The organism is Delftia sp. Lp-1 (assembly GCF_020523835.1).
Taxonomy (GTDB): Bacteria; Pseudomonadota; Gammaproteobacteria; order Burkholderiales; family Burkholderiaceae_C; genus Comamonas; species Comamonas acidovorans.
The window spans coordinates 2877360-2902424 of record NZ_JAJALJ010000001.1 but is presented as its reverse complement, the minus strand read 5'-3'; the positions used below and the strand labels follow the sequence as shown (position 1 = coordinate 2902424).

Here is a 25065-nt window from a genome sequence, read left to right as displayed (position 1 = left end):
TCAGGCGCATCAGCGCTTGGCCTGGGCCGGAACCACTTGCCAGAAGCGGGCCATGCCTGTGTACTGGTCGGCGCCCAGTCCGCTAGCCATAGCCTGGTTGACATCCTCCAGTGTGCGCATGCCCGGGATGGCGATGAAGGCCTTGTTCTGCAGCAGTTGGGGCAGCTTGTCGCTCATGTTCTGCTCGGTGGCAAAGCAGGCCACGCCTTCCTTGCCTGCCGGGCCGGCATTGATCACATAGCCGGGGTTGGGGCTCATCCAGTCGGGCAGGCGCACGGACTGGGCGGCCGTGATCCAGCCCGAGCGGTTCACATCGTTGGGCAAGAGCCTTACCACCTCGCCGTCGGCGCCCGCCATGAAGCACGACAGATAAGAGGCGCGCGACACGGTGGCGGACAGGAACAGCTGCTCACCCGTCTCGAAGGAGGTGCGCGTGGGCGTGATGTTCTCCAGCCACAGGTCCAGCTTGCGGTCGGGCGCGGGGGCGCCGTAGCGGTAGTCGCCCGTGGCCACGGCCACGTTCTCGGCGGCGGTGGTGACCGGTGCCGCGCTCTTGGTGTTCCAGCCGATGCGCGTCATGTGTCCATCGGCGCTGACTGCCACGAAGTCTCGCAGTGCGCGCTCGTAGGTGCTGAAGTCCACCACACCGTTGACCACCATGCCGCTGTCGGCCTGGAAGCGCCCTATGGCCTCGCGCCACTGCGGGTTGCCTGCGGTGAAGGCCGGTGCGTCGGGAGGCAGATAGCCCTTGCTGATCAGCGACTGGCGCACCAGCTCCTGGTGGATGCCGGCCCCGCCCTCCTCATACCAGTCGCGCAGTTGGCGCTGGAAGTCGGGATGGGTCTGGTCCAGCGTCAGGCACTGCCAGTAGGGCAGGCGTGACCATTTGCCCAGCAGCTCGATCATGCCCAGCTCGACCAGGGTGCGCACAGCCGGGCCCGAGCCCTGGGCATAGTCGCGGCCCACGCTGAACTGCACGCCGTAGGAGCCGATGCGGCCGGCCAGATCCAGCCCCTGGCTGCCGTTGCCGATGACGACTTCGTTGGCCGAATCCAGGCCCGGAATGATGGTGCGCGTGCGGAAGTCGCCCAGGTGCAACTCCATGCCCAGCACGGCACCGCTGCGGTTGCTGCTGTAGCCGGTTTCCAGGCGCGAGGCGCTGGTGCCTATGTCCACGTTGTTGCGCAGCACGTTCTGGTCCATGAAGGACACGGCGCCCGACACATACAGGGCAGGGCGCTGCAGCTGGATCTGGTTGTTGTTGAGCAAGATGGTGGTGAGGTTCTGCACCGTGTCCTGGCGGGCGATGTCCACCTCATAGTCCACGTAGCGGAAGGCACTGCTGACGCGCGACATCTGGGACAGGGCGGTGACCACCATCTCCTTGGCGGCCACGGCCACGCGGCCCGTGTAGTCGGGCAACTGCTTGCTGGTGATCAGCACCGTGGGCATGTGGCTGTTGCGGAACATCCTGTCCATGCACATCAGCGAGTCGGAAAAGCTCGATATCGAGCGCACCGGCCGCACCACGGGGCGGTCGGCCGCATAGACCTTGTCCAGGTACTTGGCGTCCTTGCGCGCATCCAGCGGCGCGCAGCCCGACAGCAGCACGATGGAGGCTGAAACGGCGCTGGCGACAACCCGCATGCAGCCCTGTCTGCCAGACCATCGCTGGCGCCAAGCCCCTCGGTAGTCCGCGTGGCCGCTGTCTGCCGGCCGGGGCGCGGCATCGTGGCGGGGAAGTCCTGGCGATGGGAGGCTGTTGCGCATGATGGACCTCTGCTGGAAAACGGCGAGCCAGGGCACAGGCGCGTACAGGCGCCGGCGCCGGAAATATGGGACGAGAGTGGCGGGGCGGCCCAGAGCCTGATGGCTGGCCGCCGGCCGCGCTATCGGCAGACGTTGACCAGATCACCCTTGAGAACCACGATCTGGTCCTTGGTGGTCTGTGGCCCGTAGCGATTGAATGCGCTTGCGTTGGTATTGCTGGCAATGTCCTGCGTGCAGGTGCGCTTCATGCCGGCACTGCTCATCGTTGTGGTGGTCACCACGTCGGCATCGGTGGCGACGCCCGGAGCATTGTTCATCGACATGGCTTCATAGCGCGCTATCTTGGCCTTGATGTTGATGGGTATGTCGGTCACGGTTTCCAGCCCCGTCGATGTCGTGGGCTTGGCCGTCGGCAGCCTCAGATAGTCCACGGGCTTGTTCAGTACCACCGGGTCTTCGCCCGGAGCGGCTGCGTGGATGGAGGGCGCTCCGAGGGCGAGCCAGGCCAACAGGGCAGCCGAGCAGAGAATGGCGGCGTTATGCATGGTGGGCTCTCCTGGTGCGGAGGGCTGGGTCGGTGCCGGGAAGGCTATGCCGGTTGGCCGGGGGCCGTCCGGCAATTGCCTTCACCCGGCAGCCAGGCTCAGCGATTGTTGTAGCAGGTCACGCAGCCGTTGTTGCTGGAGATGTTCTGCACTGCGGTGGAGCCGTTGCCAGCATAGTTGACGATGCCAGAGTTCTTGGCCGCCACGACCTGAATCGACAGGTCCTTCACGTCGACTTCGCCGTAGTTGGAGGCGAGGTTGTTGACGGCTACGGCGCCCCAGCCATTGGCGACGTTCATGATGCCGGTTCCCGAGGCTGCCACGATCTGCAGAGAGCTGCCGCCGTGGTCGATGGTCACATTGCCCGCATTGCTGGCCAGATTCTGGGAGGCCTTGCCGCCACCCGTTGCCATGTTCAGCACCCCGCTTCTGTTCAGCACCGTGACCTGGACGCTGGGTCCGTCGATTTCGATCTTGGAGCTGCTGCTGTAGCGGTTGTCTTGATCTGCCATGGCGGCGGTTGCGATCAGGCACAGGGAAAGAATTGCAAGCGATTTCATGATGGCTCCTTGGAAGGATCGGACTATCAGGAAGAGGTGTGTAAGCACCCGTTTTTCAGACACTTTGCGGAGGTTTCCGGCCTTGTCTCCCTGGACCCCTGCTCGTTGTCTGGACTCCAATGTGCTCGGGGAGATCCGTCCATTCCATCTCTTGTCCGGGGTAGCCATGAGCGCTGATCCACTTGCCGGGTACTTACCCACCCAAGCCGTTTGCAGGCAGGCTGCATCGCGTTAAAACGGCAGCCGTGCGCGATGAATGGATCTGGGTAGTTTCAAGGTGTAACGACAGAAAATTTACGGTTGCAGCTTTGCTTGGGGTCGCCGTTTCGGCGGGTGCGGGGGATTTTGGGCAACCTGGTGTATCGAAGTGCACGCACCTGAGGTCGGCGGCGGCAGCAAAGGCAGGATCGGCCTTTGTCACAGGGCGGGATTGAAGGCGCGGTGCGTGGTGTCTGGATCCGCAAGATCTGCCGGGCCGGCGCTCAGGAAACTCCGTAGTCGATTCCTCTCACAAAAGTGTTAATTTGTAATCTACGCAATCTTTCACAAACTTCGTCAAAGATTGTGGATATCGGTTGCGATTTCTCTTAATGTGGAAAGGCAAGTCTGTGATCGGTTGCGTCATATACATGGCGTGACATTTGAGGAGAGCAGCATGAATCCATCCGACGTTCCCGCCGATGCCCGTCCCCTGATCGCCGAGTCCCCTCGCGCCCAGGGCATGCTGGGCACAGGTCTGAGCTCTGCCATGTGGCCCGACTACCTGGCGGGCCAGCCCGACAAACCCGTGCGGGTGCTGCTGGTGGACGACGATGCCCATATCCGCATGGTCATTGCGCAGGAAATCATGAACGACCCGCGCACCCTGGTCGTGGCCCAGGCCGGCAGCGTGCGCGACGGGCGCAAGGCCATCCGCCAGCATGAATTCGACGTGATGCTGGTGGACCTGAACCTGGGTGACGGCGAGGGCTTCGAGCTGCTGGACATGATGAAGACCGTGCGGCCCACGGCCGAGGCCGTCATCATCTCCGTGATGGAAAACGACGAACAGGTGCTGCGCGCCTTCGAGCTGGGCGCCACGGGCTACCTCGTCAAGAACTCCTGGTTCGGCAACTATCCGCAGGCCGTGCTGCAGGTGGCCAATGGCGGCGCATCCGTCACCCCCAGCCTGGCGCGCAGGTTGCTGCAGCGCTTCGACAAGACCCAGGGGGCCGAGCCCAAGCGCCGCACGCCCGACGAGGCAGACCGCCTGTCCACGCGCGAGCGCGAGGTGCTGCGCATGGTCGCCAGCGGCTACACCAGCGCCGAGATCGGCTCGCGCCTGATGATCAGCGCCATGACGGTCAACACGCACATCAAGAACATCTACCGCAAGCTGCAGGTGCGCACACGCGCCCAGGCGGTGCGCTTTGCATCGCTGCGCGGCCTGTTCTGATCCTGGGGCGGCGTCCTGCCCGCAGCGGCCTGCCGCCGCCCGGGCCATGGCGGCCGCGCCTGGCACGGCTTGGCCATGAAAGATCCCCTTCGCACGCTGGCCATCTGCCTGGCCCTGGGCCTGCTGCAGATGCTGGGCCTGTGCGCCTGGCTCTGGCAGGCGGGCGCCCAGGCCCCGCCGTGGCTGAGCCTGGCCAGCCTGGCCCTGCTGGTATCCACGGCGCTGCTGTGCGCCCTGGGCGCCTGGCGACTGCACAGGCTGCTGCTGTGGCGGCGCCGGCGCAGTCCCCGGCCCTCGCGCGAAGTGCAGGCCGAGCGCCGGCGCATTGCCGCCGACCTGCACGACGGCGTGGGCGGGCTGCTGGTGCATGCCATGGCCTTGCTGGACCCGCGCGAGACCCGCCAGCGCCAGGCGCAGGAACTGCTGGAGCAGGCCTTGCTGGACCTGCGGCTCATGGTGGATGCCATGGACGCCATGGAAGACGCCTTGCCAGTGCGGCTGGCGCGCCTGCGCCACCGGCTGCAGCCCGTGCTGGACCGGCGCGGCATGCGCATCTGCTGGAGCGTGGCCGATCCGCATGCCGCCGCCGGGCTGCGCGGGGTGCCGGACCTGCCAGTCTTGCAAGACCTGCCAGACCTGCCGCGTGGCCAGCCGTCCCAGCAGTTGCTGGCCATCGCCCAGGAGGCCGTGAGCAATGCGCTGCAGCATGCGCGCGCCACCACGCTGTGGCTGGTGCTGGAGCCGGTGGATCGTGCAGATGCTGCAAGCCCTGGCCGCGATGCCCGGCGTGCGTTGCACTGGGAACTGCGCGTGGAAGATGACGGCTGCGGCCTGCCTTCCGACCCTGGCCCTGCGCAGGGTGCCATCCCGCCTGGCCTGCAGGGCATGGGCCTGGCAGGCATGCATCGCCGCGCCCATGCCATCGGGGCTGTGCTGGACATCCTGCCGCGGGCCGGTGGAGGTACCGTGGTGCGTGTGCGCTGGTGATCGGGCCGATGCGCCGGCGGCAACGGCGTTCCGGCAATTGCGGTGCCCGCTGACAGGGCAGGCCCGCGGCGCGCTGTGCAATCCCCCGATATGCGGATGTGAGGCAGTATCCATACCTGCATCCAAGCCCTGACATCCCGTTTCCATGAACCCACATTCCGACCCTGCGCCGTCGCCTTCACGGCAGGCCCTTCCTGCAGCCGCCGAAGGCGCCAATGCTGCCAATGCAGCCGCGAATTCCGCCACCCATGCTGATTTCGCGCGCAGCGTGCGTTCGGCCCTGCCGGGCCTGGCACAGCTGGCCGACATGGTGCCTGCGCTGCGCCTGCTCACCGGGCTGCTGGTGGCCAGCATCGTCATCGCCGGCCTGTATTTCGGCCAGGGCCTGCTGATTCCGCTGGCGCTGGCGCTGTTGTTCGGTTTTTTGCTGGATCCGGCCGTCTCCCGGCTCAAGCGCTGGGGCATGCCGCGCATGGCGGCCACGCTGCTGGTGGTGGTCATGGCGCTGGCGACACTGGCGGGAATGGGTACCTATCTGGGCAGCCAGGTGCAGCAGCTCAGCGCCGATCTGCCCACCTACCAGAACACCATCCGCGACAAGCTGCGCAGCCTGCGCAGGAACGCCAACATGCCCAGCGCCTGGGACGGCGCGCTGCGCACCTATGACACCGTGGAGCGCGAGATATCTCGCGGCGCCACCACGCCCCGCGTGCAGAAGGTGGAGATCCAGTCGCCCGAGCAAAAGCCCACGGCGCGCATGCTGCAGTGGCTGGGCCGCGTGGCCGAGCCCGTGACCATGGCCGGCATCGTGCTGCTGTTCGTGATCCTCATCCTGCTGGACCGCGATGACCTGCGCGACCGGTTGCTGCGCCTGATGGGCGGCAACCTGCACGTGGCCACCGACGCGCTGGACGAGGCCTCGCAGCGCATAGGCAAGTACCTGCGCATGCAGTTCGTGGTCAACATCACCTACGGACTGCCCATGGCGGCGGGGCTGTGGTTCATTGGCGTGCCGGGCGCCATTCTCTGGGGCGTGCTGGCGGCCATCATGCGTTTCGTGCCCTATGTGGGGGCCATGATCTCGGCCGCCTTCCCGCTGGCGCTGGCCTTTGCCGTGGACCCGGGCTGGCAGATGCTGCTGATGACGCTGGGCCTGATCATGGCGCTGGAGCTGATCAGCAACAACCTCATCGAGCCCTGGCTGTATGGCAGCAGCACGGGCCTGTCCACGCTGTCCATCATCGTGTCGGCCACCTTCTGGACAGCGCTGTGGGGGCCGATTGGGCTGATCCTGTCCACCCCGCTCACGGTCTGCCTGCTGGTGCTGGGGCGCTACATCCCGGCGCTGCAATTCATGGAAGTGCTGCTGGGCAGCTCGCCCGTGCTGGGGCCGGCCCAGCGCCTGTACCAGCGCCTGCTGGCCGACGACGTGGAAGACGCGGTCACGCTGGCGCATGAACTGGTGGACGCAAGGCTGCCGGCGCGCGCCTCGGCGGACGAACGCTCGGCAGCGGTGGCCGGTTTCTATGACGAGGTGGCCATCCCCGCACTGCGCCTGGCCACGCAGCAGCACCTGGAATCGGCCACGGCCGAACACCGGCTGCGCCTGTCCAGCGGCATGGATGCCCTGATCGAAGAACTGCGCGAAAGCCATCCGCCGCCCGCTGCGGCCCTGGCCACGCGCGCCCTGCGCATCCATTGCGTGGGCGCGCGCTGGGAGGTCGATGCCCTGGCCGCCGCCATGGTGGCGCACAGCGAGGCGCTGCGCGGCCACGTGGTCAGCTGCTCGGACTGGGCCCTGGCCGCCGACCCGCAATGGCGCCAGCTGGGACCGGGGCAGGGCGGCCTGCCGCAAGGCCACGCAGGAGCGCAAGCCCTGGCCGAGGCGCAATTGCTGGTGCTGTCCGTCTTCAGCACCCAGCCCCAGACCGTGGTGCGCCAACTGATGCGCCGCGTGCGCCGCCATTGGCCGCACCTGCGCGTGGTGCTGGCGCTGTGGAATGCGCCGGCCGTGGTGTCCGACCCCGAGTTCGCGCGCCGCTGCGGCGCCGCCGCCTGCGTGTCCGGCCTGCGCGAGCTGCAGTTGTGGGTGGACGCCTTGCGCCTGCCTGACGCGGCAGGCCAGGGCCTCGCCGCGCCCATTCCCGATGACGATGAGCAGCGCGTGCGCCAGCTGCACGACAGCGGCGTGCTCGGGCCCGGCCTGCCGTCGCTGTACCACGAGGCAGCCCAGCAGGCCGCCAATGCCTTCGATGTGAAATGGGCCCAGGTCTCATGGGTTGATGCCGACCGCGTGCACACGCCCGGCAGCCTGCTGGTGGCGGACCAGGGCGACCCGGCTTCCGCCGGCATGCCGCGTGCGCAGTCCATCTGCTCCTACGTGGTCCATGGCGGTGACGCCCTGGTGGTGCATGACGCCGCGCGCGACCCCCGATTTGCCGGCAACCCCGCGTTGCAGGCGATGCGGCTGCGCTTTTACGCGGGCGTGCCGCTCAAGAACCGCCACGGCACGGTGCTGGGCAGCTTTTGCATCATGGACGACGCGCCGCGCGAGGTCTCGGCGGCAGATCTGGAGCTGCTGGGCGTCATGGCCGAGCAGTTGATGCAGAACGTGGAGGTGCGCCGGATGATGGAAGCTGGCGCTGCACCGGCTCCGGTGCAGACTTCGGCACAAACTCCGGCGCAAGTGGCATCCCAAACGACACCCCAGCCACCATCGTCGTCACCATCGACAACACCCCAACCGAGTGCTGGCGGCTGAGTCCCGCTTACAGCGAGGTGGCCAGCATCTGCTCGTAGTCGTCGGCGCTGGCCAGGCGCGGGTTCGTGCCGTGGCAATGGTCCTTGAGCGCGCCGCCGATCACGGCCGCGAACTGCGCGCGCTCCACACCCATGGCCGCCAGGCCCGTGGGCAGGCCCAGGCGGGCGTTCATGTCGCGTATGGCTTCGGGAATGTCGCTGCCCGAGTCCAGGCCCATGGCGTGTGCCATGCGCTGCAGGCGCTGTTCGGCGCGCACGCTCTCGGCCTCGGCATTGAAGCGCACCACGGCGGGCAGGAACATGGCGTTCAGCGTGCCATGGTGCAGGCGCGGGTTCACGCCGCCCAGGCTGTGGCTGAGGCTGTGCACGCAGCCCAGACCCTTCTGGAAGGCCATGGCGCCCTGCATGCTGGCGCTCATCAGCTGGCGGCGCGCCTCGGCGTCCTGGCCGTTGCGCGTGGCGCGCTCGATGTGGGCCCAGCCGCGCGTGAGGCCATCAAGCGCAATGCCGTCGGCAGGCGGGTTGAAGGCCGCCGCCATGAAGGTCTCCATGCAATGGGCGATGGCGTCCATGCCCGTGGCGGCCGTCAGCATGGCGGGCAGGCCGTAGGTCAGTTCCGGGTCGCAGATGGCGGCACGGGGCACCAGGTGCCAGCTGTGAAAGCCCAGCTTGCGGTGGTCGTCCACGATGATGATGGCGCCGCGCGCCACCTCGCTGCCCGTGCCGCTGGTGGTGGGCACGGCGATCAGCGGGGCCACGCGCTCGCTGATGCGCGGCGAGCCTCCCTCGATGGTGGCGTAGTGCGACAGCGGCCCTTCGTGCGTGGCTGCAATCGCCACGCCCTTGGCGCAGTCGATGGCGCTGCCGCCGCCCACGGCGATCAGGCCGTCACAGCGCTGCTCCTGGTAGATCGCAGCGGCCGCGCGCACGGCGGCCTCGGTGGGGTTGGAGGGCGTCTGGTCGAACACTGCATGCGGCATGCCGCCCAGCGCATCCAGCGCCTTTTGCAGCACGCCAGCGGCCTTGACGCCCTGGTCGGTGACGATCAGCGGCCGCGTGATGCCCACGCGCTCGCACTCCTGGCGCAACAGGCGCACGGCGCCGAAGTCAAACTGGATCTGGGTGACGTAGTTGATGAAGGCCATGGTCGGTGACTCGTTGCGGGCCGTTGCGGCCCATGGTGGGGATCAGGGGGAGTGCGCCGAATCTAGACCGCGCGTGCTGCACTGCAAACAAAGCAAACCCTGAGAGGGCGCTGCGGCGGTCACGGGGGCGACAGCGCGGGCATGCGCTGCCATCGCATGGCTGCCAGGGCCTTGTGCTCGCGGCACAATGCCTGCTGCGCCGTGCCTGCCGTGCCTGGTCGGCCGCACCTCGCCGGCCGCACCTCGCCGGCCGCACCGAATTGCCTTGCCCGATAGTCGCTACCGAACCTGTCCCTGAACGTGCTCCTGAACGTGCCCCAGACTGAATCCTCCTCCCACGCCACGCCGCTGCCGGCGTCCCTGACCCACCAGATGCGCGATGTGCTGCGCCGCATGGAGCGCGCCGCGCGCACGCCCCTGCACCAGCTGGGCGCCGAGGGCGCACGTGCCGCCTACGAGGCGGGGGCCGGCGTGCTAGAAATTCCCAAGCCGGTTCTGCCGCGTGTCGAGGATCTGCAGATTCCCGCACGCGATGGCGCCTTGCTGCCCGCTCGGCTCTATGCGCCCGTTGAGCGCAGCCAGGCGCCGGCCACGGGCCTGCCCGTGCTGCTGTACCTGCACGGCGGCGGCTTCACCGTAGGCAGCGTGGCCACGCACGACGTGCTGTGCCGCCAGCTGGCCCATCTGTCGGGCGCCATGGTGGTCTCGCTGGACTATCGGCGCGCGCCAGAGCACAAGTTTCCCACCGCCCACAACGACGCCTGGGACGCGCTGCAGTGGCTGGCCGCGCAGGCGGGCTCGCTGGGAGCCGACCCTGCGCGCCTGGCCGTGGGCGGCGACAGCGCGGGCGGCACGCTGGCCGCGGCCTGCGCCATCCATGCGCGCGACACCGGCCTCAAGCTGGCCCTGCAACTGCTGATCTACCCGGGCACGACGGCGAACCAGGACACCGACTCGCACCGCCGCTTCGCCCACGGGCTGGTGATCGACGAGCCGGCCATCACCTGGTTCTTCGCCCAGTACCTCAACAGCCCCGCCGACCGCGAGGACTGGCGCTTTGCCCCGCTGCTGGCCCCCGATGTGGACGGCGTGGCCCCGGCCTGGATAGGCCTGGCCGAATGCGACCCGCTGGTGGATGAGGGCGTGGAATACGCCGACAAGCTGCGCATGTCCGGCGTGCCCGTGGACCTGGAGATCTACCGGGGCGTGACCCATGAATTCGTCAAGATGGGCCGTGCCATTGCCGAAGCGCGCCGTGCACATGCCGACATGGCGCGCGCCTTGAGCGACGCCTTCGCGGCCTGAAGGCCAAGACGCACCAAAAACACACCAAGACACCCCAAGACAACAGGAGAGAAACACCCCCATGCAACGCCAAGATTTCCGCACGCTGCAACGCATCGAAGTGCGCTGGTCCGAAGTGGACGCCCAGAAGATCGTCTTCAACGCCCACTACCTGATGTACGCCGACGTGGCCGTCACCGACTACTGGCGCCAGCTGGGCCTGCCCTATGAATCGTCCTTCGCGGCCCTGGGCGGCGAGCTGTTCGTCAAGAAGGCCACCACCACCTATCACGCATCGGCCACGCTGGGCGACGTGCTGCATGTGGGCATACGCTGTGCCAGGCAGGGCAATACCTCGCTGTTGTTCGAGGCCGGCGTCTTCCGGGGCATGGAACTGCTCAATACCGTGGAACTGGTCTATGTGTTCGCCGATGCCACCACGCGCCAGCCGCTGCCCGTGCCGCAGCAGCTGCGCGACGTGCTCACGGCCTATGAGGCCGGCCAGAGCGTGGTGCGCGTGGCATCGGGCAGCTGGAACGACCTGGGCCGCGACGCCGAGCGCCTGCGCCTGGCCGTGTTCGTGCACGAGCAGGGCGTGCCGCGCGAGATCGAGATCGACGAGTTCGACCCCGTGGCCCGCCACGCCGTGGTCTACAACGGCCTGGGCCAGCCGATCGCCACCGGCCGCCTGGTCAGCGACAGCCCCGGCGCGGGCAGGATCGGCCGCATGGCCGTGGACCGCAGCGTGCGCGGCGGCCGCTGGGGCCGCATCGTGCTGGACAGCCTGGTCGAAGCCTCGCGCCAGCGCGGCGACCGCGAAGTCGTGCTGCATGCGCAGCGCCATGCCGAGTCGTTCTACCTGCGCGCGGGCTTCACGCCGGAAGGCGAGCCCTATGAAGAGGCCGGCATCCCCCACATCACCATGAGGAAAGTGCTCACCGCCTGAGCTGCAGGCAGCTCAGGCGGTGCAAGGTTCAAATCTCAAATGTCCTCGCGCAACGCGTAGGGCAGGGGCTTGAGCTGCAGCGCCACGGCCTGTGCGGCATCGGCGCGCTGGCCTTCGCCCAGGGCGGCATGAGCCAGCAGGGGCTGGTCGGCCGAGCTGGTCTGCATGGAGACGATGGCGTCCCAGCCCCCGCCGGGCGCAGGGGCGGCCTGGACCACGGTGCCGGTGGCCTGCTCCAGGTCCTCGGGCGTGAAGACCTCCATGCCGGTGGCCAGCGGCTGCTGTGCATGGGCCAGGTAGGCGCGGCGCTTGAGCGTGCCCCGGAACTGGCTGCGGGCCACCACCTCCTGGCCTGGGTAGCAGCCCTTCTTGAAATTCACGCCTTCCACCGATTCGTAGTTGAGCATCTGCGGCACAAAGGCATCCACCACAGGCGCCGACAGCGTGGCAATGCCGCTGGCGACTTCGCTCCAGAGCCAGTCGGCCTCGCTGAGTGCAGGGCCTTCGGGCAGTGGCGCGCCCACGGGCGCCACGCGCAGGGCGCGCGGCTGGCCGGCGGCCGGGTACAGGGCGATCAGGCTGGCGTCGCCGTCATCGGTCTTGGTCCAGGGCACGGCTGCCGGGCCCAGGGCCTGCGCGGCGGCATCGCCAGCCAGCCCGTGCAGCGTGAATTCGGCCGTGGCGTCGCTGAGCTTGCACTTGGCGCGCAGCACGAACATGGACAGGCGCTTGAGCGTGGGCGCCAGCAGGCTGCGGTCGCACAGCAGCAGGATCTCGTCCTTGCTGCGCTTGAAGCCGATGAAGCTGGCCAGCATGCGGCCCTTGGCCGTGCAGAACGCCGACAGACGCGCATGCTGCAGATCCAGCAGCGCGAAGTCGTTGGTCAGCTGTCCATGCAGGAACTGGGCGGCGTCTTCGCCGAGGGCGCGTATCACGCCGAGATGGGGAACGGAAGCAATGCCGTTCAGTAAAGGCTGGGTCATGGCTGAATTATGATCAGCCGCTCTATTGCTTGCTTGGACCGAGGTTGTGCGCTTTATCTTTCGCGCTTTGATGATGTTGCTGGTGCTGGCCGCCGTGCTGGCCGGTGCCGGCTGGTGGTGGCTGAACCAGCCGCTGCCGCTGGCCCAGCCCACGCTGGAGCTGGAGGTCGAGCCCGGCACCACGCCGCGTGGCGTGGCCCGCGAAGTGGTCAAGGCCGGCGTGCAGACCGATGCGCGGCTGCTGTACGCCTGGTTCCGCGTCTCGGGGCGGGACCGGCAGATCAAGGCCGGCAACTATGAGCTGACCACGGGCCTGACTCCCTATGTGCTGCTGCAAAAACTCGCGCGCGGCGAGGAATCGCTCAAGGCGTTGACCCTGGTGGAAGGCTGGAACTGGCGCCAGGTGCGCGCCGCCCTGGCCCGCGAGGAATTCCTGCGCCAGGAAAGCGCAGGCATGGACGACGCTGCCCTCATGCAGGCCCTGGGCCGCACGGGCGTAGCACCCGAGGGCCGCTTTTTCCCCGATACCTATACCTATGCCAAGGGCAGCTCCGACCTGGCCGTGCTGCGCCGCGCCCTGCATGCCATGGACCGGCGCCTGGCCGATGTCTGGGCGCTGCGCTCGGCCGACACGCCGCTCAAGACGCCCGACGAAGCGCTGATCCTGGCCAGCATCGTCGAGAAGGAAACCGGCCGCGCGGCCGACCGCGTACAGATTGCCGGTGTCTTCAGCAACCGCCTGCGCATCGGCATGCTGCTGCAGACCGATCCCACCGTGATCTACGGCCTGGGCGAGAAATTTGACGGCAACCTGCGCCGCCGCGACCTGCAGACCGATACTCCCTGGAACACCTACACCCGCGCGGGCCTGCCGCCCACGCCCATCGCCATGCCCGGCAAGGCCGCCCTCATGGCCGCCGTGCAGCCCGGACAGACCAAGGCGCTGTACTTTGTGGCGCGTGGCGACGGCACCAGCCATTTCAGTGCCTCGCTGGACGAGCACAACCGCGCCGTGAACCGCTACCAGCGCGGCCAGCAAAGCCCTGGGCAAAAGCCCTGAGATATTCCCCCAGGGCTGCTGCGCTTTGCGCAGCGCTTGCGTATCCTCTCTTCCCATATGACCACTGCAACTCCCGCCGGCCTGTTCATCAGCTTCGAAGGCATCGATGGCGCCGGCAAGTCCTCGCACATCGCGTCGCTGGCCCAGGCTTTCCGTGACCAGGGCCGCACGGTGACGCTCACCCGCGAGCCCGGCGGCACGCCGCTGGCCGAAAAGCTGCGCGCGCTGATGCTGCACGACGCCATGGACCCGCTGACCGAGGCCCTGATCGCCTTTGCCGCGCGACGCGACCACCTGGTGCAGGTGATCGAGCCCGCGCTGGCACGCGGCGAAGTCGTGCTCTGCGACCGCTTCACCGATGCCACCTTTGCCTACCAGGGTGCGGGCCGGGGCTTTGACCTGCAGCCGCTGGCCACGCTGGAGCGCATGGTGCAGACGGGCACCGCCCCCCAGCCCGATCTGCTGCGCGAGCCCCACCTGACGCTCTGGTTCGACCTGCCCGCCGAGGTGGCCGCCGAGCGCCTGGCCTCGGCCCGTGTCCCGGACCGCTTCGAGTCCGAGCCCGGCAGCTTTTTCGCACGCGTGGCCCAGGGCTATGCGGCGCGCGCTGCCGCCGCGCCCCAGCGCTTTGCGCGCATCGACTCCAACGCCAGCCGGCATGCGGTCTGGCAGCAGATCACCCAGGTCATGGTGCGCCGGGGCTGGCTGGCCATCATGGTCGGCGGACAGGCAGGTGCGGCATGAGCGAGGCGCTGCCACAACCGGCCGAGACCGACACCGCCTGGATCGCCGGGCAACGCACGCGCCTGCTGGCCCAGCGCGGCCACGCCTGGCTGCTGCAGGGACCTTCCGGCCTGGGCCAGTACGCGCTGTCTCTGTCGCTGGTGCGCGCCTGGCTGTGCGAATCGCCGTCGCCCCAGGGGGCCTGCGGTCACTGCGGCAGCTGCCACGCCATCGACGTGCGCGCCCATGCCGATCTGTGCGTGCTCATGCCCGAGGTGCAGATGATGGCGCTGGGCTGGCCGCTGCCCGAGAAGGCCCAGGCCGATATCGACGACAAGAAGCGCAAGCCCAGCAAGGAAATCCGTGTCGAGGCCATGCGCGACGCCGTGGAGTTCTGCCAGCGCACCAGCGCGCGCGGGCGCGGCAAGGCCGTGCTGGTCTACCCGGCCGAGCAGATGAACGTCATCACGGCCAATGCGCTGCTCAAGACGCTGGAGGAGCCGCCGGGCGATGCCCGCTTCGTGCTGGCCAGCGAGGCGGCCCACCAGCTGCTGCCCACCATCCGCAGCCGTTGCCTGACCCACACCATGGCCTGGCCCGATCAGCAAGAGGCCCTGGCCTGGCTGCAGGAGCAGGGCGTGGCCCCGGAAGCTGCCGCAGTGGCGCTGCGCGCCGCAGGCGGGCGGCCCGGCGACGCGCTGGCATTGGCGCACAGCGGTGGCGGCAAGGACATGGCCGCTTGGTCCCAGTTGCCGCGCGCGCTGGCCAAGGGCGATGTGGCGGCCCTGGCCGCCTATGCTCCGCCCCATGCCGTGGAGGCCTTGCAGAAGATCTGCCACGACCTGATGGCCCTGGCCGCAGGCGCCGCGCCGCGCTACTTCACGCCGGCCGACCTGCCTTCGCGGCCGCTGGACATGGGCCTGCTGGCCGAATGGTCACGCGCCCTGGCCCAGGCTGCGCGCACGGCGGACCACCCCTTCAACGCCGGACTCATGACCGAGGCCCTGGCCGCCGAGGCCCGGCGCGTGCTCATGTCCGGCCAGCCTGCCCGCCAGCGCCGGGGATGAGGCGCGGGGAGGGGGCGTGGCGGCAGTGCAGCAGCGCAGCTGGGTGCTTTTCGCCACATGAAAGCCCGTCCTGTTAACCTACTGCCCTGGGCCCGGTGCCGATCGCGCCGGCCGCTCACCGAACCAATGTCTGCAAACCATCCATGAGCACCGCACCCACCACACCCCGTCCCAGCGTGATGCAACTGGCGATCAAGGAAAAGGCCGCGCTGTACGCCGCCTACATTCCCATGTTCGCCGAAGGGGGCGTTTTCGTGCCCACGCAGCGTGAGTACCGTCTTGGCGATGATGTCTACGTGCTGCTGACCCTGCCCGACGAGCCGCAGCGCTATCCCGTGGCCGGCCGCGTGGCGTGGATCACGCCCGCGCGCGCCTCGGGCAACCGCACGCAGGGCATAGGCATACAGTTCCCCAAGGACGAGAAGTCCGCCGAGCTCAAGGCCAAGATCGAGAACATCCTGGGCTCGGCCCTGGCCTCGGACAAGGCCACGCAGACGGTCTGAGTCCTGCACCTGCCTCTGCCCGCATGCCGACACGGAGGAAATGCTCTCCGGTCGGCATGCCTGTTTCTGAACCACGAGATTCCATGTTTACCGATTCCCACTGCCATCTGAATTTCCCCGAGCTGCAAAGCCGCCTGCCCGAGATCCGCGAGGCCATGGCGGCCGCGCGCGTCACGCGTGCGCTGTGCATCTGCACCACGATGGAGGAATTCGGCGATGTGCACCAGCTGGCGCTGGACCACGACAATTTCTGGGCCACGGTGGGCGTGCACCCCGATACGGAACACATGACCGAGCCCAGCGTGGCCGACCTAGTCGAGCGCGCCGCCCTGGCGCGCGTGGTGGCCATCGGCGAAACGGGCCTGGACTACTACGGCATGGAAGACCGCAAGGGCGGGCGCACCATTGCCGACCTGGAGTGGCAGCGTGAGCGCTTTCGCGTGCACATCCGCGCTGCGCGCCAGACACAAAAGCCCCTGGTCATCCATACGCGCAGCGCCTCTGATGACACGCTGGCCATCCTGCGCGAAGAAGGCGAGGACGGCTCGGCAGGCCAGGCTGGCGGCGTGTTCCACTGCTTCACCGAAACCATGGAGGTCGCGCGTGCGGCGCTGGACCTGGGCTACTACATCTCCATGTCAGGCATCGTTACCTTCAAGAACGCCCAGCACCTGCGCGACGTGGCCGCCTTCGTGCCGGCCGACCGCCTGCTGATCGAGACCGACAGCCCCTACCTGGCGCCCGTTCCCTATCGCGGCAAGACCAACAATCCGTCCTACGTGCCTTACGTGGCACAGCAGATTGCGCAGGTGCGCGGCATGGCCGTGGAGGACGTGGCGGCCCTGACCAGTGCCAATTTCGACCAGCTGTTCAAGGGGGTTGTCGCATGCGACTGAATGCTGCGGCCAGTGGCCGCGTGGGCGTGGACCGGCGCCACTGGCTGGCCCGGGCCGGCCAGGCCGCGGTAGCCCTGGCCGCAGCCAGCGGCGGGCTGGCGCATGCCAGCCAGTACGACGACTACGTGCGCGCCATCATCAGCGACAACGAGCGCGCCATGGTCAACCTGATCTTTCGCGGCTTCGACCCCAACACCCGCGACACGCGCGGCCGCCCGGGCCTGGTGGCTGCCTTGCACCAAGGCTCGCTGGGCGTGTTCGACGTGCTGCTCAAATCCCCGGGCATCAAGGTCAACGAGGCCTCCCAGCAGGGCGAAACGCCGCTGATGATGGCCTGCATCAAGGGCCACCTTGACCTGGCAAAGGAACTCATACGCCGGGGCGCCGATGTCAACCGCCCCGGCTGGACGCCGCTGCACTACGCCACCTCGGCCGACCTGCCCAAGACGCTGGACATCGTCAAGCTGCTGCTGGACAACAGCGCCTACATCGACGCCGACTCGCCCAACGGCACCACCCCGCTGATGCTGGCCGCCCAATACAGCAGCGAAGCCGTGGTGGACCTGCTGATCAAGGAGGGCGCCGACGTCGTCCTGCGCAACCAGCGTGGCTTCACCGCAGCCGACTTTGCCCGGCAGGTGGACCGCCAGTACATGGTGGACAAACTCACCAAGGCCATCAAGGCCGAGCGCAAGACCCAGCCTTCGCGCGGAAGCTGGTAGCAGCAAGCCAGGTGGGTGGCACTGCCGGTGCCGCTGCTGTCCAGCTCAGGTTGTGTGATTCCTGCTCAATCGGGCGTACAGGCCGTCCCGCGCCAGCAGCTCGGCATGCGTTCCCTGCTCGGCAATGCGGCCGCGCTCCATCACCACCACACGGTCGGCATGCTCGATGGTCGAGAGCCGGTGGGCGATGACCAGGGTCGTGCGACCCTGCATCAGCCGCGTCAGCGCCTCCTGCACCAGGCGCTCGGATTCGTTGTCCAGGGCCGAGGTGGCCTCGTCCAGGATCAGGATGGGCGCATCCTTGTACAGCGCCCGTGCAATCGCCAGCCGCTGGCGCTGGCCCCCCGACAGCTGGCTGGCGTTGTGGCCCACCACCGTCTGCAGTCCGTTGGACAGGCCGCGCACATGGGAGCCCAGATTGGCGGCATCCAGCGCAGCCCACAGCTGGGCCTCGTCTTCCACCCCGCCCAGCGCCACGTTGGCGGCAATGGTGTCGTTGAACATCACGACGTCCTGGCTGACCATGGCGAACTGCTGGCGCAGCGCGGCCAGATCCCATTCGGGCAGGGGCGTGCCGTCCAGCAGCAACTGGCCGCCCGTGGGCTGCAAAAAGCGTGGCAGCAGGTTCACCAGCGTGGTCTTGCCCGCGCCGGAGGGGCCGACCAGGGCCACCACCTCGCCCGGGCGCACGCGCAAGTCCACATGGCTCAGTGCGGGTGCCTTGTCCTCGCCAAACTGCACGGACACGTCGCGCAACTCGATCTCGCCACGCGCCTTGCCGGGCACCTGCGTGCCGCCGGTCTCGTCGCCCGAGCCCTCCAGCAGATGCAGGCCCCGCTCCAGCGCCGCCACGCCACGCGTGATGGGGTTGGCCACATCGGCCAGGCGTCGGATAGGGGCAATCAGCATCAGCATGGCCGTGATGAAGGCCGCAAAGCTGCCCACCGTCACATCCTGCACATTGGCCGCAGCGGCGCCCGTGCCCCGGCTTTGCCACAGCGCAATGCAGATCACGGCCGACAGGGCGGCGGCGGCCAGCAACTGGGTCAGCGGCGTCATGGCCGCCGAGGCGATGGTGGCCTTGATGGCCAGCTTGCGCAGCTGCCCGCTCAGGCCGCCAAAGCGCTTTTGCTGGCCCTGTTGCGCGCCATGCAGACGTACCATGCGGTGGGCCAGAACGTTCTCTTCCACCACATAGGCCAGGGAATCGGTGGCCTCCTGGCTGATCTTGGTGATGCGGTACAGGCGGCGCGACAGCGTCTTCATGATCCAGGCCACGCCCGGCACCACGGCCGCCACCACCAGCGTCAGCTGCCAGTTCAGATACAGCAGGTAGCCCAGCAGCGCCACCAGCGTGAAACCGTCGCGCGAGATGCCCAGCATGGCCTGCACCAGAAGCGTGGAGCCGGTCTGTACCTCATAGACCACGGTGTTGGACAGCGATGAGGCCGACTGGCGCGAGAACAGCGCCATATCGGCCGCCAGCAGCCGCTCGAACAGGCGCTTGCGCAGCGCCAGCATGCCCTCGTTGGCAATGCGCGCCAGCGCGTACTGGCCCACGAACTGCGACAGGCCCCGCACCAGGAACACGCCGATGATGGCCAGCGGCACCGACCACAGCGGCAGCGTGCCGTCGGTGAAGCCGCTGTCCAGCAGCGGCTGCAGCAGGGCAGGGATCAATGGCTCGGTGACCGCGCCCACCAGCGTGGCAGCCACGGCAAGCGTCCAGGCCAGGCGCTGGCCACCAAAGTAGGGTGACAGGCGCTTGAGGCGCTGCGACAGGGTCAGGGTGCTGGCGAGATCAAGGGCCGCCGGTGCGGCGGACGGCGCAGGGGCCGGCGGCGGTGAGGATGGTGCTTGCATGAAGCGCGGATTTTACGGCGGGCTTGCCTGGGGCTGCCTCATGGGGAACTGATGCGGCTGCCGGGGATCGAGAAAGCCTGGGCCGACAGACCCTACAGTGCACGTTCTTACATCGTGACGCATCCAGTGTGTGTAACATTCGCACCTGTGCAAGTACCGGGGTCTTCCCGTAGATATTGATGAATGCCAATGACTATTGACCGACTCCTTTCTCCCTCCTCCCTGGCGGCCGTGCCGCGCACTTCGCGCCGAACCCTGCTGGCCGCTCTCGCCTCAACCCCCGCAATTCCCGCGCTGGCCCAGTTCCGCGTCGAAGTGACGGGCGTGGGCCTGACCCAGTTGCCCATCGCCATTGCAGCATTCAAGGGAGAAGGGCAGGCGCCCCAGAAGATCTCGGCCATCATCCAGGCTGACCTGGAGCGCAGCGGTCAGTTCCGCGCCGTGGACACGGCCGGCGTGCAACTGGACGAAACCTCGCGCCCCGACGTTGCCATGTGGCGCCAAAAGAGCGCTGACTCGCTGGCCGTAGGCAGCATCACGCGCCTGGCCGATGGCCGCTACGACGTGCGCTTTCGCCTTTGGGACGTGGTCAAGGGCCAGGACCTGGGCGGCCAGGGCTTTGCCGTCACCACGGGCGACCTGCGCCTGGTGGCCCACCGCATCTCCGACTACATCTACGAAAAACTCACGGGCGAGAAGGGCGTGTTCTCCACGCGCATTGCCTACGTGACCAAGGCGGGCAGCAACTACCGCCTGTGGGTGGCCGATGCCGATGGCGAGAACGCCCAGTCGGCCCTGTCCAGCCCGGAGCCCATCATCTCGCCCGCCTGGTCGCCCACCGGCACCCAACTGGCCTACGTGTCCTTCGAGTCGCGCAAGCCCGTGGTCTATGTGCACGATGTGGCCAGTGGCCGCCGCCGCCTGGTTGCCAACTTCCGGGGTTCCAACAGCGCACCGGCCTGGTCGCCTGACGGCAACTCCCTGGCCGTCACGCTCAGCCGCGACGGCGGCTCGCAGCTGTACCTGATCAGTGCCCAGGGCGGCGAGCCGCGGCGACTGATGCAAAGCAGCGGCATCGACACCGAGCCGAACTTCTCCAGCGATGGCCGCTCCATCTACTTCGTCAGCGACCGTGGCGGTGCTCCGCAGATCTACAAGGTGCCGGCCTCCGGCGGCAGTGCGGAACGCGTCACCTTCACCGGCAACTACAACATCTCGCCCAGCGTCAGCCCCGATGGAAAGTGGCTTGCCTACGTCTCGCGCGTGGGCGGCGGCTTCAAGCTCCACGTCATGGACCTGGGCACCGGCACAGTGAATGCCATCACCGACACCACGGCCGACGAAAGCCCCAGCTTCGCCCCGAACAGCCGCCTGATCGTCTACGCCACCCTGCAGCAGGGCCGCGAATCCCTGATGACCACCACGCTCGACGGCAAGATCAAGGCGCGGCTGGCAGGGCAGGGCGGTGACATCCGCGAGCCCGACTGGGGTCCGTTCCAGCGCCAGTGATATCCGGCTTCCTCGATTTCTTTTCAGTCAATCAGTCAACTCAGCACGAAGTCCACCCGGACATACGGAGATTTTTCATGATCACCATCAAACGACTTTCCCTGGCACTTGCAGTCACCGCACTCATGGCAGGTTGCAGCTCGGGCGTCAAGCTTGACGAAACCCCGGTCACCGACGCGGGCGCCACCAGCACGGGCCAGGGCAGCGGTGCCGGCACCGGCAGCACCTCGCAAAGCGGCATCTCGGGCGTGGACCTGACCGGCTCGGCCGCCGATAAGGCAGGTCCCCAGGGCGTCAGCCGCGTCGTCTACTTCGACTTCGACAGCTACGTCGTCAAGGCCGACGCCCAGCCTCAGATCGAAGCCCATGCACGCTTCCTGAAGGCATCTTCCGCTCGCAAGGTCCAGATCGAAGGCCACACCGACGAGCGCGGCGGCCGCGAATACAACCTGGCCCTGGGCCAAAAGCGCGCCGAAGCTGTGCGCCGCTCGCTGGGCCTGCTGGGCGTCAGCGACGCGCAAATGGAAGCCGTGAGCTATGGCAAGGAAAAGCCTGCCTCCGAAGGCCATTCCGAAGACGCCTACGCGCAAAACCGCCGCGCTGAACTGTCCTACCGTTGATGAACATGCAGCGCTCCCCGATCCTGCATCGCACCGCGCTGCGCACGCTGCTGGCGGCCGGCCTGATGGCCGGCTACGCCGCCAGCGGCCATGCCGCACTGTTCGGCGATGACGAGGCGCGCCGCGCCATCCTGGAAATGCGCCAGCGCGTCGACAGCATGCAGCAGTCGCAGCAGCGCATGACCGAGGAAAGCTCGCAAACGCGCCGTGGCCTGCTCGAACTGCAGTCGCAGATCGAGCAGCTCAAGTCCGAGCAAGCCAAGCTGCGCGGCCAGAACGAGCAGCTGCTGCGCGATGTGGCCGAGCTGCAGCGCGGCCAGCGCGACATCGCCAAGGGCGTGGACGAGCGCCTGCGCCAGTTCGAGCCCGTCACGGTGACGGTGGACGGCCAGGAATTCGCGGCCGACCCGGCAGAGAAGCGCGACTTTGAAGCCGCGCTGGCACAGTTCCGCGCAGGCAGCTTTGCCGAAGCCGGCACGGCGTTCTCGTCTTTCCTGAACCAGTGGCCCAAGAGCGGCTATGTGCCCTCGGCACGCTTTTGGTTGGGCAACGCGCAGTACGCCAATCGCAACTACAAGGACGCGATCACCAACTTCCGCGCGCTGCTGGCGGCAGCCCCCATGCACGGCCGGGCGCCGGAGGCGGCACTGTCCATCGCCAACTGCCAGATCGAGATGAAGGACACCAAGGGCGCGCGAAAGACGCTGGAAGACCTGATCAAGGCCTATCCCAACGCCGAAGCCACGGCTGCGGCCAAGAACCGTCTCGCCAGCCTCAAGTGATGAACGACACGGGCTCTTCATCCCTCCCGGAAGAAGACAAGACAGCGCCTGAAGCAGGCGCTGTTTTTTCTGATGCCGACCTGCAGCGCCGCTTCGGCGGCCTGGAGCGCCTGTATGGCTTGCCGGGCGCCGCGCGCATCCGCGCCGCGCACGTCGTCGTGGTGGGCATCGGCGGCGTGGGCTCCTGGACCGCCGAGGCGCTGGCGCGCAGCGGTGTGGGTGAACTCACCCTGATCGACATGGACCATGTTGCCGAGTCCAACATCAACCGCCAGATCCATGCACTCACCACCACCGTGGGCCAGGCCAAGATCGAAGCCATGCGCGAGCGCATCGCCCAGATCAACCCCGCCTGCCGCGTGCACTGCATCGACGACTTCGTTGATCCGGACAACTGGCTGCGCCTGCTGCCCCCGGGCGCCGACGCCGTCATCGACGCCTGCGACCAGGTCAAGGCCAAGACCGCCATGGCCGCTCATGCGCGCGCCACGCGGCAATGCTTCATCTCGGTGGGTGCAGCGGGCGGCAAGCGCCTGGCTCACAAGGTCGATATCGACGACCTCAGCGCCACCACGCACGACCCGCTGCTGGCCCAACTGCGCTACCGCCTGCGCCGCGAGCACGGTGCACCCAAGGAAGGCAAGCGCATCGGCATCGCCTGCGTCTTCAGCCGCGAGGCTGTCGCCCCGCCCGATGCCTCTTGCGCCATCGAAGGCGACGGCACGCTCAACTGCCACGGCTACGGCTCGGTAGTGGCCGTCACCGCCACCTTCGGCCAGTGCGCCGCAGGCTGGGTCATCGATCAACTGAGCCGCATCAAGAATTGAAGCGTAAATTTTGGTGCTAGAATCTATGTCTTCGCTAAGCAGCATCTGATGCATGCAAAGCGTGGTTTGGGTCTTTAGCTCAGTCGGTAGAGCAGCGGACTTTTAATCCGTTGGTCGCGAGTTCGAATCTCGCAGGACCCACCAAAGAACACAAGGCCCCGTAGCGATACGGGGCCTTTTTTCTTTGCTATCGAAGAAGTAGCAAAACGGAACAGAGATTTGCGGCCCGTGTTCCGCAATTCTGGGCGTGTTCCGCAATTCACCGCACGGGCTTCACCTTCTTGCCCAACTTGTGGCGGATGTACTGCGCTGTCATGCCCTCCGTTGTATGCCCCAGCAGCGCCTGGGCATGGCGTATCCCGCCGTCGTCATCCACAGTGGTGGCGGCCGTGGAGCGCAGGTCCCGAAACTGGAATTGCGCCTTGGGAATGCCGGCGGCATCCCGAGCGGCGTCGAAGCGGTCGCGGAGCATGTTCTTTGTCAGCGGCTGACCCGCCTCGTTCACAAGCAGCTGCGCGGTGTCCGCTTTGACCTGGACTTTGTACGCCTGGATCTCGGCCAGCAGCTCCTGAAGTGCGCCTGTTACCTCGATGCGCAGCTTGGCTGTCTTGCCCTGGCGGACGTGGAGCATGCCGCCGGCAATGTGGTCGGTGCTCATGCGAAGCACGTCGGCCGGGCGCTGGCCAGTGAGGAGCGCCAAGTGGACAGCGAACCGCAGGGATACTGCGGCCTTCTCCAGCAGCCGAGCCATCAGGTCGTCGCCGACTACGACATCCCGCCCATCCTCCCGGAAGCCTCGCACGCCTGCGCAGGGGTTGGAGGCCTTCGTGAGGCCCTGTTCCCGGGCAAAGTTCCATATGCGAGAACAGGGACTTCTCCCGATTGGCGCGCACCTGGCCGATGGAATCCGGAATCGGCTGAGCCGGTAGTCCAATTTGCCTGAGGGCGCAATGCGGGGGGAGTGACTTGGCTCATGCTGGTCCAGAACACAGAAAGCCAGCTCTGTGGCTGGCTTTTTGAAGAAGGAGAGATCAGGACAGCGCACTTCACGCGCTGTGCTCACGCACGGAAAAAAAGCCACTGTTGAGTGGCTTTAATTTGGTTGACGAAGGTTTGCCTAGCTAAGCATCTCGATTTATTTGCTTTTCTTCTTCATAGATCCTTCGTTCCTCTCTGGATAAAGGGTCATTCTTTCTTTTGCTATCAAGTGCTTCTATCTGAACACCTGGAGAAAAGATACTCTTGACGGAATCCCAAAAGACTTCCCATGGGGTGCGAGGTTGTGAAAGCATATTAAACTCCAATTATCTTCCGTTGAGGTAGGGAGGAGGTGTGTCCCGCAGTTCAGCAGAATCCAAATTTATAGTAAATTCTGTGTCCCAATCGCTGATTTTTTTCTTGCGTGGTGGGTCAGGCGTGCGGAAATAGTCATCGTTAGATACAGCATGACTATCAACATCTGGAAGAGAATATTTATTTTGGCGGCTAAATGGACCTTTTGTGTCTTTGAATTTCATGTGGACCTCCGGTCCTGTGTGTTGACCGAAAATGACCAACTTTTTTCACACTACTCTGATTTCCAGCGGAAAACCGTTTGGGTAACAACAATTACCTATATGGAGAAGCGGATCAGGGCAGCGAAGCCCGTCGCGAGAGGGCGCGTCTCGCGCCCTGCATCCATGCCCTCAGGAAATGTCAGGAACTGCTCGCGGTCTTTGCAAACGATCCATCTCGGGGGCTGTTATGAAGGAAAAAGACCCCTGGCAGTCTCGCATCCCGGGGCTTGGGGAGCCGCCTAGACTTGGCGCGCACCCCCTTGCGTGGTGTATGGGCCGGTCGTTGCTTAACTGTTGGCCGTTCTTATAAGACGCTGCTTCCGGACCTTGCGCTATCTCCAGGCCGCAGGCTGGCTTGGCTGCGCGAGAAGGTACCAAGACAGCGTGCTGCACGTGCTGTGCTCATGCTTCTCGATATGTGTACGCGGATGTAATACAGCTTCCAAAGGAACAAAAATAGGCGCCCAATGAAACTGCTCATTGGCAATTTCGTTTCCTCCAGAGGCGTTCCTTAATTTGAAA

23 protein-coding genes and 1 tRNA gene are annotated in these 25065 nt (G+C 66.8%); 16 read left to right on the top strand and 8 right to left on the bottom strand.

All coding sequences use genetic code 11. The features are described 5' to 3' along the window. Positions 1–9: 9 nt before the first annotated feature. The 3 genes from LGR64_RS13070 to LGR64_RS13060 all read right to left on the bottom strand — a co-directional run bounded on the left by LGR64_RS13070 (position 10) and on the right by LGR64_RS13060 (position 2875). A complete protein-coding gene (locus tag LGR64_RS13070; protein ID WP_096916093.1) occupies positions 10–1647 on the bottom strand; it encodes a DUF4384 domain-containing protein in 1638 nt (545 codons plus the stop codon). A 242-nt stretch (positions 1648–1889) separates the two neighbouring features. Then, on the bottom strand, positions 1890–2315 hold the full coding sequence (locus tag LGR64_RS13065) for a hypothetical protein (RefSeq protein ID WP_096916094.1): 426 nt from the start codon (positions 2313–2315) through the stop codon (positions 1890–1892). Between the two features lie 98 nt (positions 2316–2413). Further along, positions 2414–2875 (bottom strand): hypothetical protein, encoded by a 462-nt coding sequence (locus LGR64_RS13060; RefSeq protein ID WP_096916095.1) that lies wholly within the window; start codon positions 2873–2875, stop codon positions 2414–2416. A gap of 655 nt (positions 2876–3530) precedes the next feature. Between LGR64_RS13060 and LGR64_RS13055 the strand changes: the two genes are divergently transcribed. The 3 genes from LGR64_RS13055 (at position 3531) to LGR64_RS13045 (ending at position 8058) form a co-directional block, all read left to right on the top strand. After that, positions 3531–4310, top strand: coding sequence for a LuxR C-terminal-related transcriptional regulator (locus LGR64_RS13055; protein WP_012205218.1), 780 nt, complete (start codon positions 3531–3533; stop codon positions 4308–4310). A 75-nt stretch (positions 4311–4385) separates the two neighbouring features. Beyond that, positions 4386–5297, top strand: a complete 912-nt coding sequence (locus LGR64_RS13050) for a sensor histidine kinase (RefSeq protein ID WP_230355663.1) — start codon at positions 4386–4388, stop codon at positions 5295–5297. Between the two features lie 145 nt (positions 5298–5442). Then, the gene (locus tag LGR64_RS13045; RefSeq protein WP_230355661.1) at positions 5443–8058 is read left to right on the top strand and encodes an AI-2E family transporter; all 2616 of its coding nucleotides are present in this window, start codon (positions 5443–5445) and stop codon (positions 8056–8058) included. Between the two features lie 7 nt (positions 8059–8065). On the opposite strand, the gene LGR64_RS13040 is transcribed toward LGR64_RS13045, so the two are convergent. After that, positions 8066–9202 (bottom strand): iron-containing alcohol dehydrogenase, encoded by a 1137-nt coding sequence (locus LGR64_RS13040; protein ID WP_012205221.1) that lies wholly within the window; start codon positions 9200–9202, stop codon positions 8066–8068. Between the two features lie 300 nt (positions 9203–9502). Between LGR64_RS13040 and LGR64_RS13035 the strand changes: the two genes are divergently transcribed. Both LGR64_RS13035 and LGR64_RS13030 read left to right on the top strand, forming a co-directional pair. Next, positions 9503–10507 carry an alpha/beta hydrolase gene (locus tag LGR64_RS13035; RefSeq protein WP_141836023.1) on the top strand — a complete coding sequence of 335 codons (1005 nt, stop codon included), beginning with the start codon at positions 9503–9505 and terminating at the stop codon, positions 10505–10507. 61 nt (positions 10508–10568) lie between these two features. After that, entirely contained in the window at positions 10569–11432 is an 864-nt protein-coding gene (locus LGR64_RS13030) for a YbgC/FadM family acyl-CoA thioesterase (RefSeq protein WP_141836026.1), read from the top strand. A gap of 35 nt (positions 11433–11467) precedes the next feature. On the opposite strand, the gene ygfZ is transcribed toward LGR64_RS13030, so the two are convergent. Beyond that, complete coding sequence (gene ygfZ / locus LGR64_RS13025; protein WP_141836029.1) at positions 11468–12415, bottom strand: CAF17-like 4Fe-4S cluster assembly/insertion protein YgfZ; 948 nt, start codon at positions 12413–12415, stop codon at positions 11468–11470. A 46-nt stretch (positions 12416–12461) separates the two neighbouring features. Here ygfZ and mltG point away from each other — a divergent pair, with 46 nt between their 5' ends. From mltG to LGR64_RS12995, 6 genes are all read left to right on the top strand, one after another. Then, positions 12462–13475 carry an endolytic transglycosylase MltG gene (mltG, locus tag LGR64_RS13020; RefSeq protein WP_141836032.1) on the top strand — a complete coding sequence of 338 codons (1014 nt, stop codon included), beginning with the start codon at positions 12462–12464 and terminating at the stop codon, positions 13473–13475. Positions 13476–13532: 57 nt separating this feature from the next. Next, a complete protein-coding gene (tmk, locus tag LGR64_RS13015; protein ID WP_012205226.1) occupies positions 13533–14219 on the top strand; it encodes a dTMP kinase in 687 nt (228 codons plus the stop codon). Continuing rightward, on the top strand, positions 14216–15265 hold the full coding sequence (locus LGR64_RS13010) for a DNA polymerase III subunit delta' (RefSeq protein WP_230355659.1): 1050 nt from the start codon (positions 14216–14218) through the stop codon (positions 15263–15265). Before tmk ends, LGR64_RS13010 begins: the two co-directional genes overlap by 4 nt. Before the next feature lie 143 nt (positions 15266–15408). Beyond that, positions 15409–15768: a PilZ domain-containing protein gene (locus tag LGR64_RS13005; protein WP_012205228.1), complete on the top strand. Its 360-nt coding sequence runs from the start codon at positions 15409–15411 to the stop codon at positions 15766–15768. Positions 15769–15851: 83 nt separating this feature from the next. Beyond that, positions 15852–16664, top strand: coding sequence for a TatD family hydrolase (locus LGR64_RS13000; protein ID WP_034392844.1), 813 nt, complete (start codon positions 15852–15854; stop codon positions 16662–16664). Then, the gene (locus LGR64_RS12995; RefSeq protein ID WP_141836039.1) at positions 16655–17386 is read left to right on the top strand and encodes an ankyrin repeat domain-containing protein; all 732 of its coding nucleotides are present in this window, start codon (positions 16655–16657) and stop codon (positions 17384–17386) included. The genes LGR64_RS13000 and LGR64_RS12995 overlap by 10 nt, the downstream gene beginning before the upstream one ends. Before the next feature lie 45 nt (positions 17387–17431). Here the strand turns inward: LGR64_RS12995 and msbA are convergent, their stop codons facing one another. After that, positions 17432–19249 carry a lipid A export permease/ATP-binding protein MsbA gene (gene msbA, locus LGR64_RS12990; protein WP_013802698.1) on the bottom strand — a complete coding sequence of 606 codons (1818 nt, stop codon included), beginning with the start codon at positions 19247–19249 and terminating at the stop codon, positions 17432–17434. Between the two features lie 189 nt (positions 19250–19438). On the opposite strand from msbA, the gene tolB reads away from it, so the two are divergent. From tolB to LGR64_RS12965, 5 genes are all read left to right on the top strand, one after another. Beyond that, complete coding sequence (gene tolB / locus LGR64_RS12985) at positions 19439–20758, top strand: Tol-Pal system beta propeller repeat protein TolB (protein ID WP_013802697.1); 1320 nt, start codon at positions 19439–19441, stop codon at positions 20756–20758. Between the two features lie 77 nt (positions 20759–20835). Beyond that, positions 20836–21378, top strand: coding sequence for a peptidoglycan-associated lipoprotein Pal (gene pal, locus LGR64_RS12980; protein WP_013802696.1), 543 nt, complete (start codon positions 20836–20838; stop codon positions 21376–21378). Further along, complete coding sequence (gene ybgF, locus LGR64_RS12975; RefSeq protein ID WP_012205234.1) at positions 21378–22160, top strand: tol-pal system protein YbgF; 783 nt, start codon at positions 21378–21380, stop codon at positions 22158–22160. The genes pal and ybgF overlap by 1 nt, the downstream gene beginning before the upstream one ends. Next, the gene (locus tag LGR64_RS12970; RefSeq protein WP_141836045.1) at positions 22160–22987 is read left to right on the top strand and encodes a tRNA threonylcarbamoyladenosine dehydratase; all 828 of its coding nucleotides are present in this window, start codon (positions 22160–22162) and stop codon (positions 22985–22987) included. Before ybgF ends, LGR64_RS12970 begins: the two co-directional genes overlap by 1 nt. A gap of 68 nt (positions 22988–23055) precedes the next feature. Beyond that, positions 23056–23131, top strand: a tRNA-Lys gene (locus LGR64_RS12965). A 115-nt stretch (positions 23132–23246) separates the two neighbouring features. On the opposite strand, the gene LGR64_RS12960 is transcribed toward LGR64_RS12965, so the two are convergent. Both LGR64_RS12960 and LGR64_RS12955 read right to left on the bottom strand, forming a co-directional pair. Continuing rightward, entirely contained in the window at positions 23247–23738 is a 492-nt protein-coding gene (locus LGR64_RS12960) for a tyrosine-type recombinase/integrase (RefSeq protein WP_141836047.1), read from the bottom strand. Positions 23739–24291: 553 nt separating this feature from the next. After that, positions 24292–24504: a hypothetical protein gene (locus tag LGR64_RS12955; protein ID WP_141836051.1), complete on the bottom strand. Its 213-nt coding sequence runs from the start codon at positions 24502–24504 to the stop codon at positions 24292–24294. Positions 24505–25065: the final 561 nt, after the last annotated feature.

Coding starts and splice junctions, on each gene's coding strand:
- ybgF (WP_012205234.1), top strand. CDS start 21,378: ATGAACATGCAGCGCTCCCCGATCCTGCATCGCACCGCGCTGCGCACG.
- LGR64_RS13040 (WP_012205221.1), bottom strand. CDS start 9,202: ATGGCCTTCATCAACTACGTCACCCAGATCCAGTTTGACTTCGGCGCC.
- LGR64_RS13000 (WP_034392844.1), top strand. CDS start 15,852: ATGTTTACCGATTCCCACTGCCATCTGAATTTCCCCGAGCTGCAAAGC.
- msbA (WP_013802698.1), bottom strand. CDS start 19,249: ATGCAAGCACCATCCTCACCGCCGCCGGCCCCTGCGCCGTCCGCCGCA.
- LGR64_RS13060 (WP_096916095.1), bottom strand. CDS start 2,875: ATGAAATCGCTTGCAATTCTTTCCCTGTGCCTGATCGCAACCGCCGCC.
- LGR64_RS13030 (WP_141836026.1), top strand. CDS start 10,569: ATGCAACGCCAAGATTTCCGCACGCTGCAACGCATCGAAGTGCGCTGG.
- LGR64_RS13045 (WP_230355661.1), top strand. CDS start 5,443: ATGAACCCACATTCCGACCCTGCGCCGTCGCCTTCACGGCAGGCCCTT.
- LGR64_RS12960 (WP_141836047.1), bottom strand. CDS start 23,738: ATGGCTCGGCTGCTGGAGAAGGCCGCAGTATCCCTGCGGTTCGCTGTC.
- LGR64_RS12955 (WP_141836051.1), bottom strand. CDS start 24,504: ATGAAATTCAAAGACACAAAAGGTCCATTTAGCCGCCAAAATAAATAT.
- LGR64_RS13065 (WP_096916094.1), bottom strand. CDS start 2,315: ATGCATAACGCCGCCATTCTCTGCTCGGCTGCCCTGTTGGCCTGGCTC.
- LGR64_RS13050 (WP_230355663.1), top strand. CDS start 4,386: ATGAAAGATCCCCTTCGCACGCTGGCCATCTGCCTGGCCCTGGGCCTG.
- LGR64_RS12995 (WP_141836039.1), top strand. CDS start 16,655: ATGCGACTGAATGCTGCGGCCAGTGGCCGCGTGGGCGTGGACCGGCGC.
- LGR64_RS13010 (WP_230355659.1), top strand. CDS start 14,216: ATGAGCGAGGCGCTGCCACAACCGGCCGAGACCGACACCGCCTGGATC.
- LGR64_RS13055 (WP_012205218.1), top strand. CDS start 3,531: ATGAATCCATCCGACGTTCCCGCCGATGCCCGTCCCCTGATCGCCGAG.
- LGR64_RS13070 (WP_096916093.1), bottom strand. CDS start 1,647: ATGCGGGTTGTCGCCAGCGCCGTTTCAGCCTCCATCGTGCTGCTGTCG.
- pal (WP_013802696.1), top strand. CDS start 20,836: ATGATCACCATCAAACGACTTTCCCTGGCACTTGCAGTCACCGCACTC.
- LGR64_RS13005 (WP_012205228.1), top strand. CDS start 15,409: ATGAGCACCGCACCCACCACACCCCGTCCCAGCGTGATGCAACTGGCG.
- tolB (WP_013802697.1), top strand. CDS start 19,439: ATGACTATTGACCGACTCCTTTCTCCCTCCTCCCTGGCGGCCGTGCCG.
- tmk (WP_012205226.1), top strand. CDS start 13,533: ATGACCACTGCAACTCCCGCCGGCCTGTTCATCAGCTTCGAAGGCATC.
- ygfZ (WP_141836029.1), bottom strand. CDS start 12,415: ATGACCCAGCCTTTACTGAACGGCATTGCTTCCGTTCCCCATCTCGGC.
- LGR64_RS12970 (WP_141836045.1), top strand. CDS start 22,160: ATGAACGACACGGGCTCTTCATCCCTCCCGGAAGAAGACAAGACAGCG.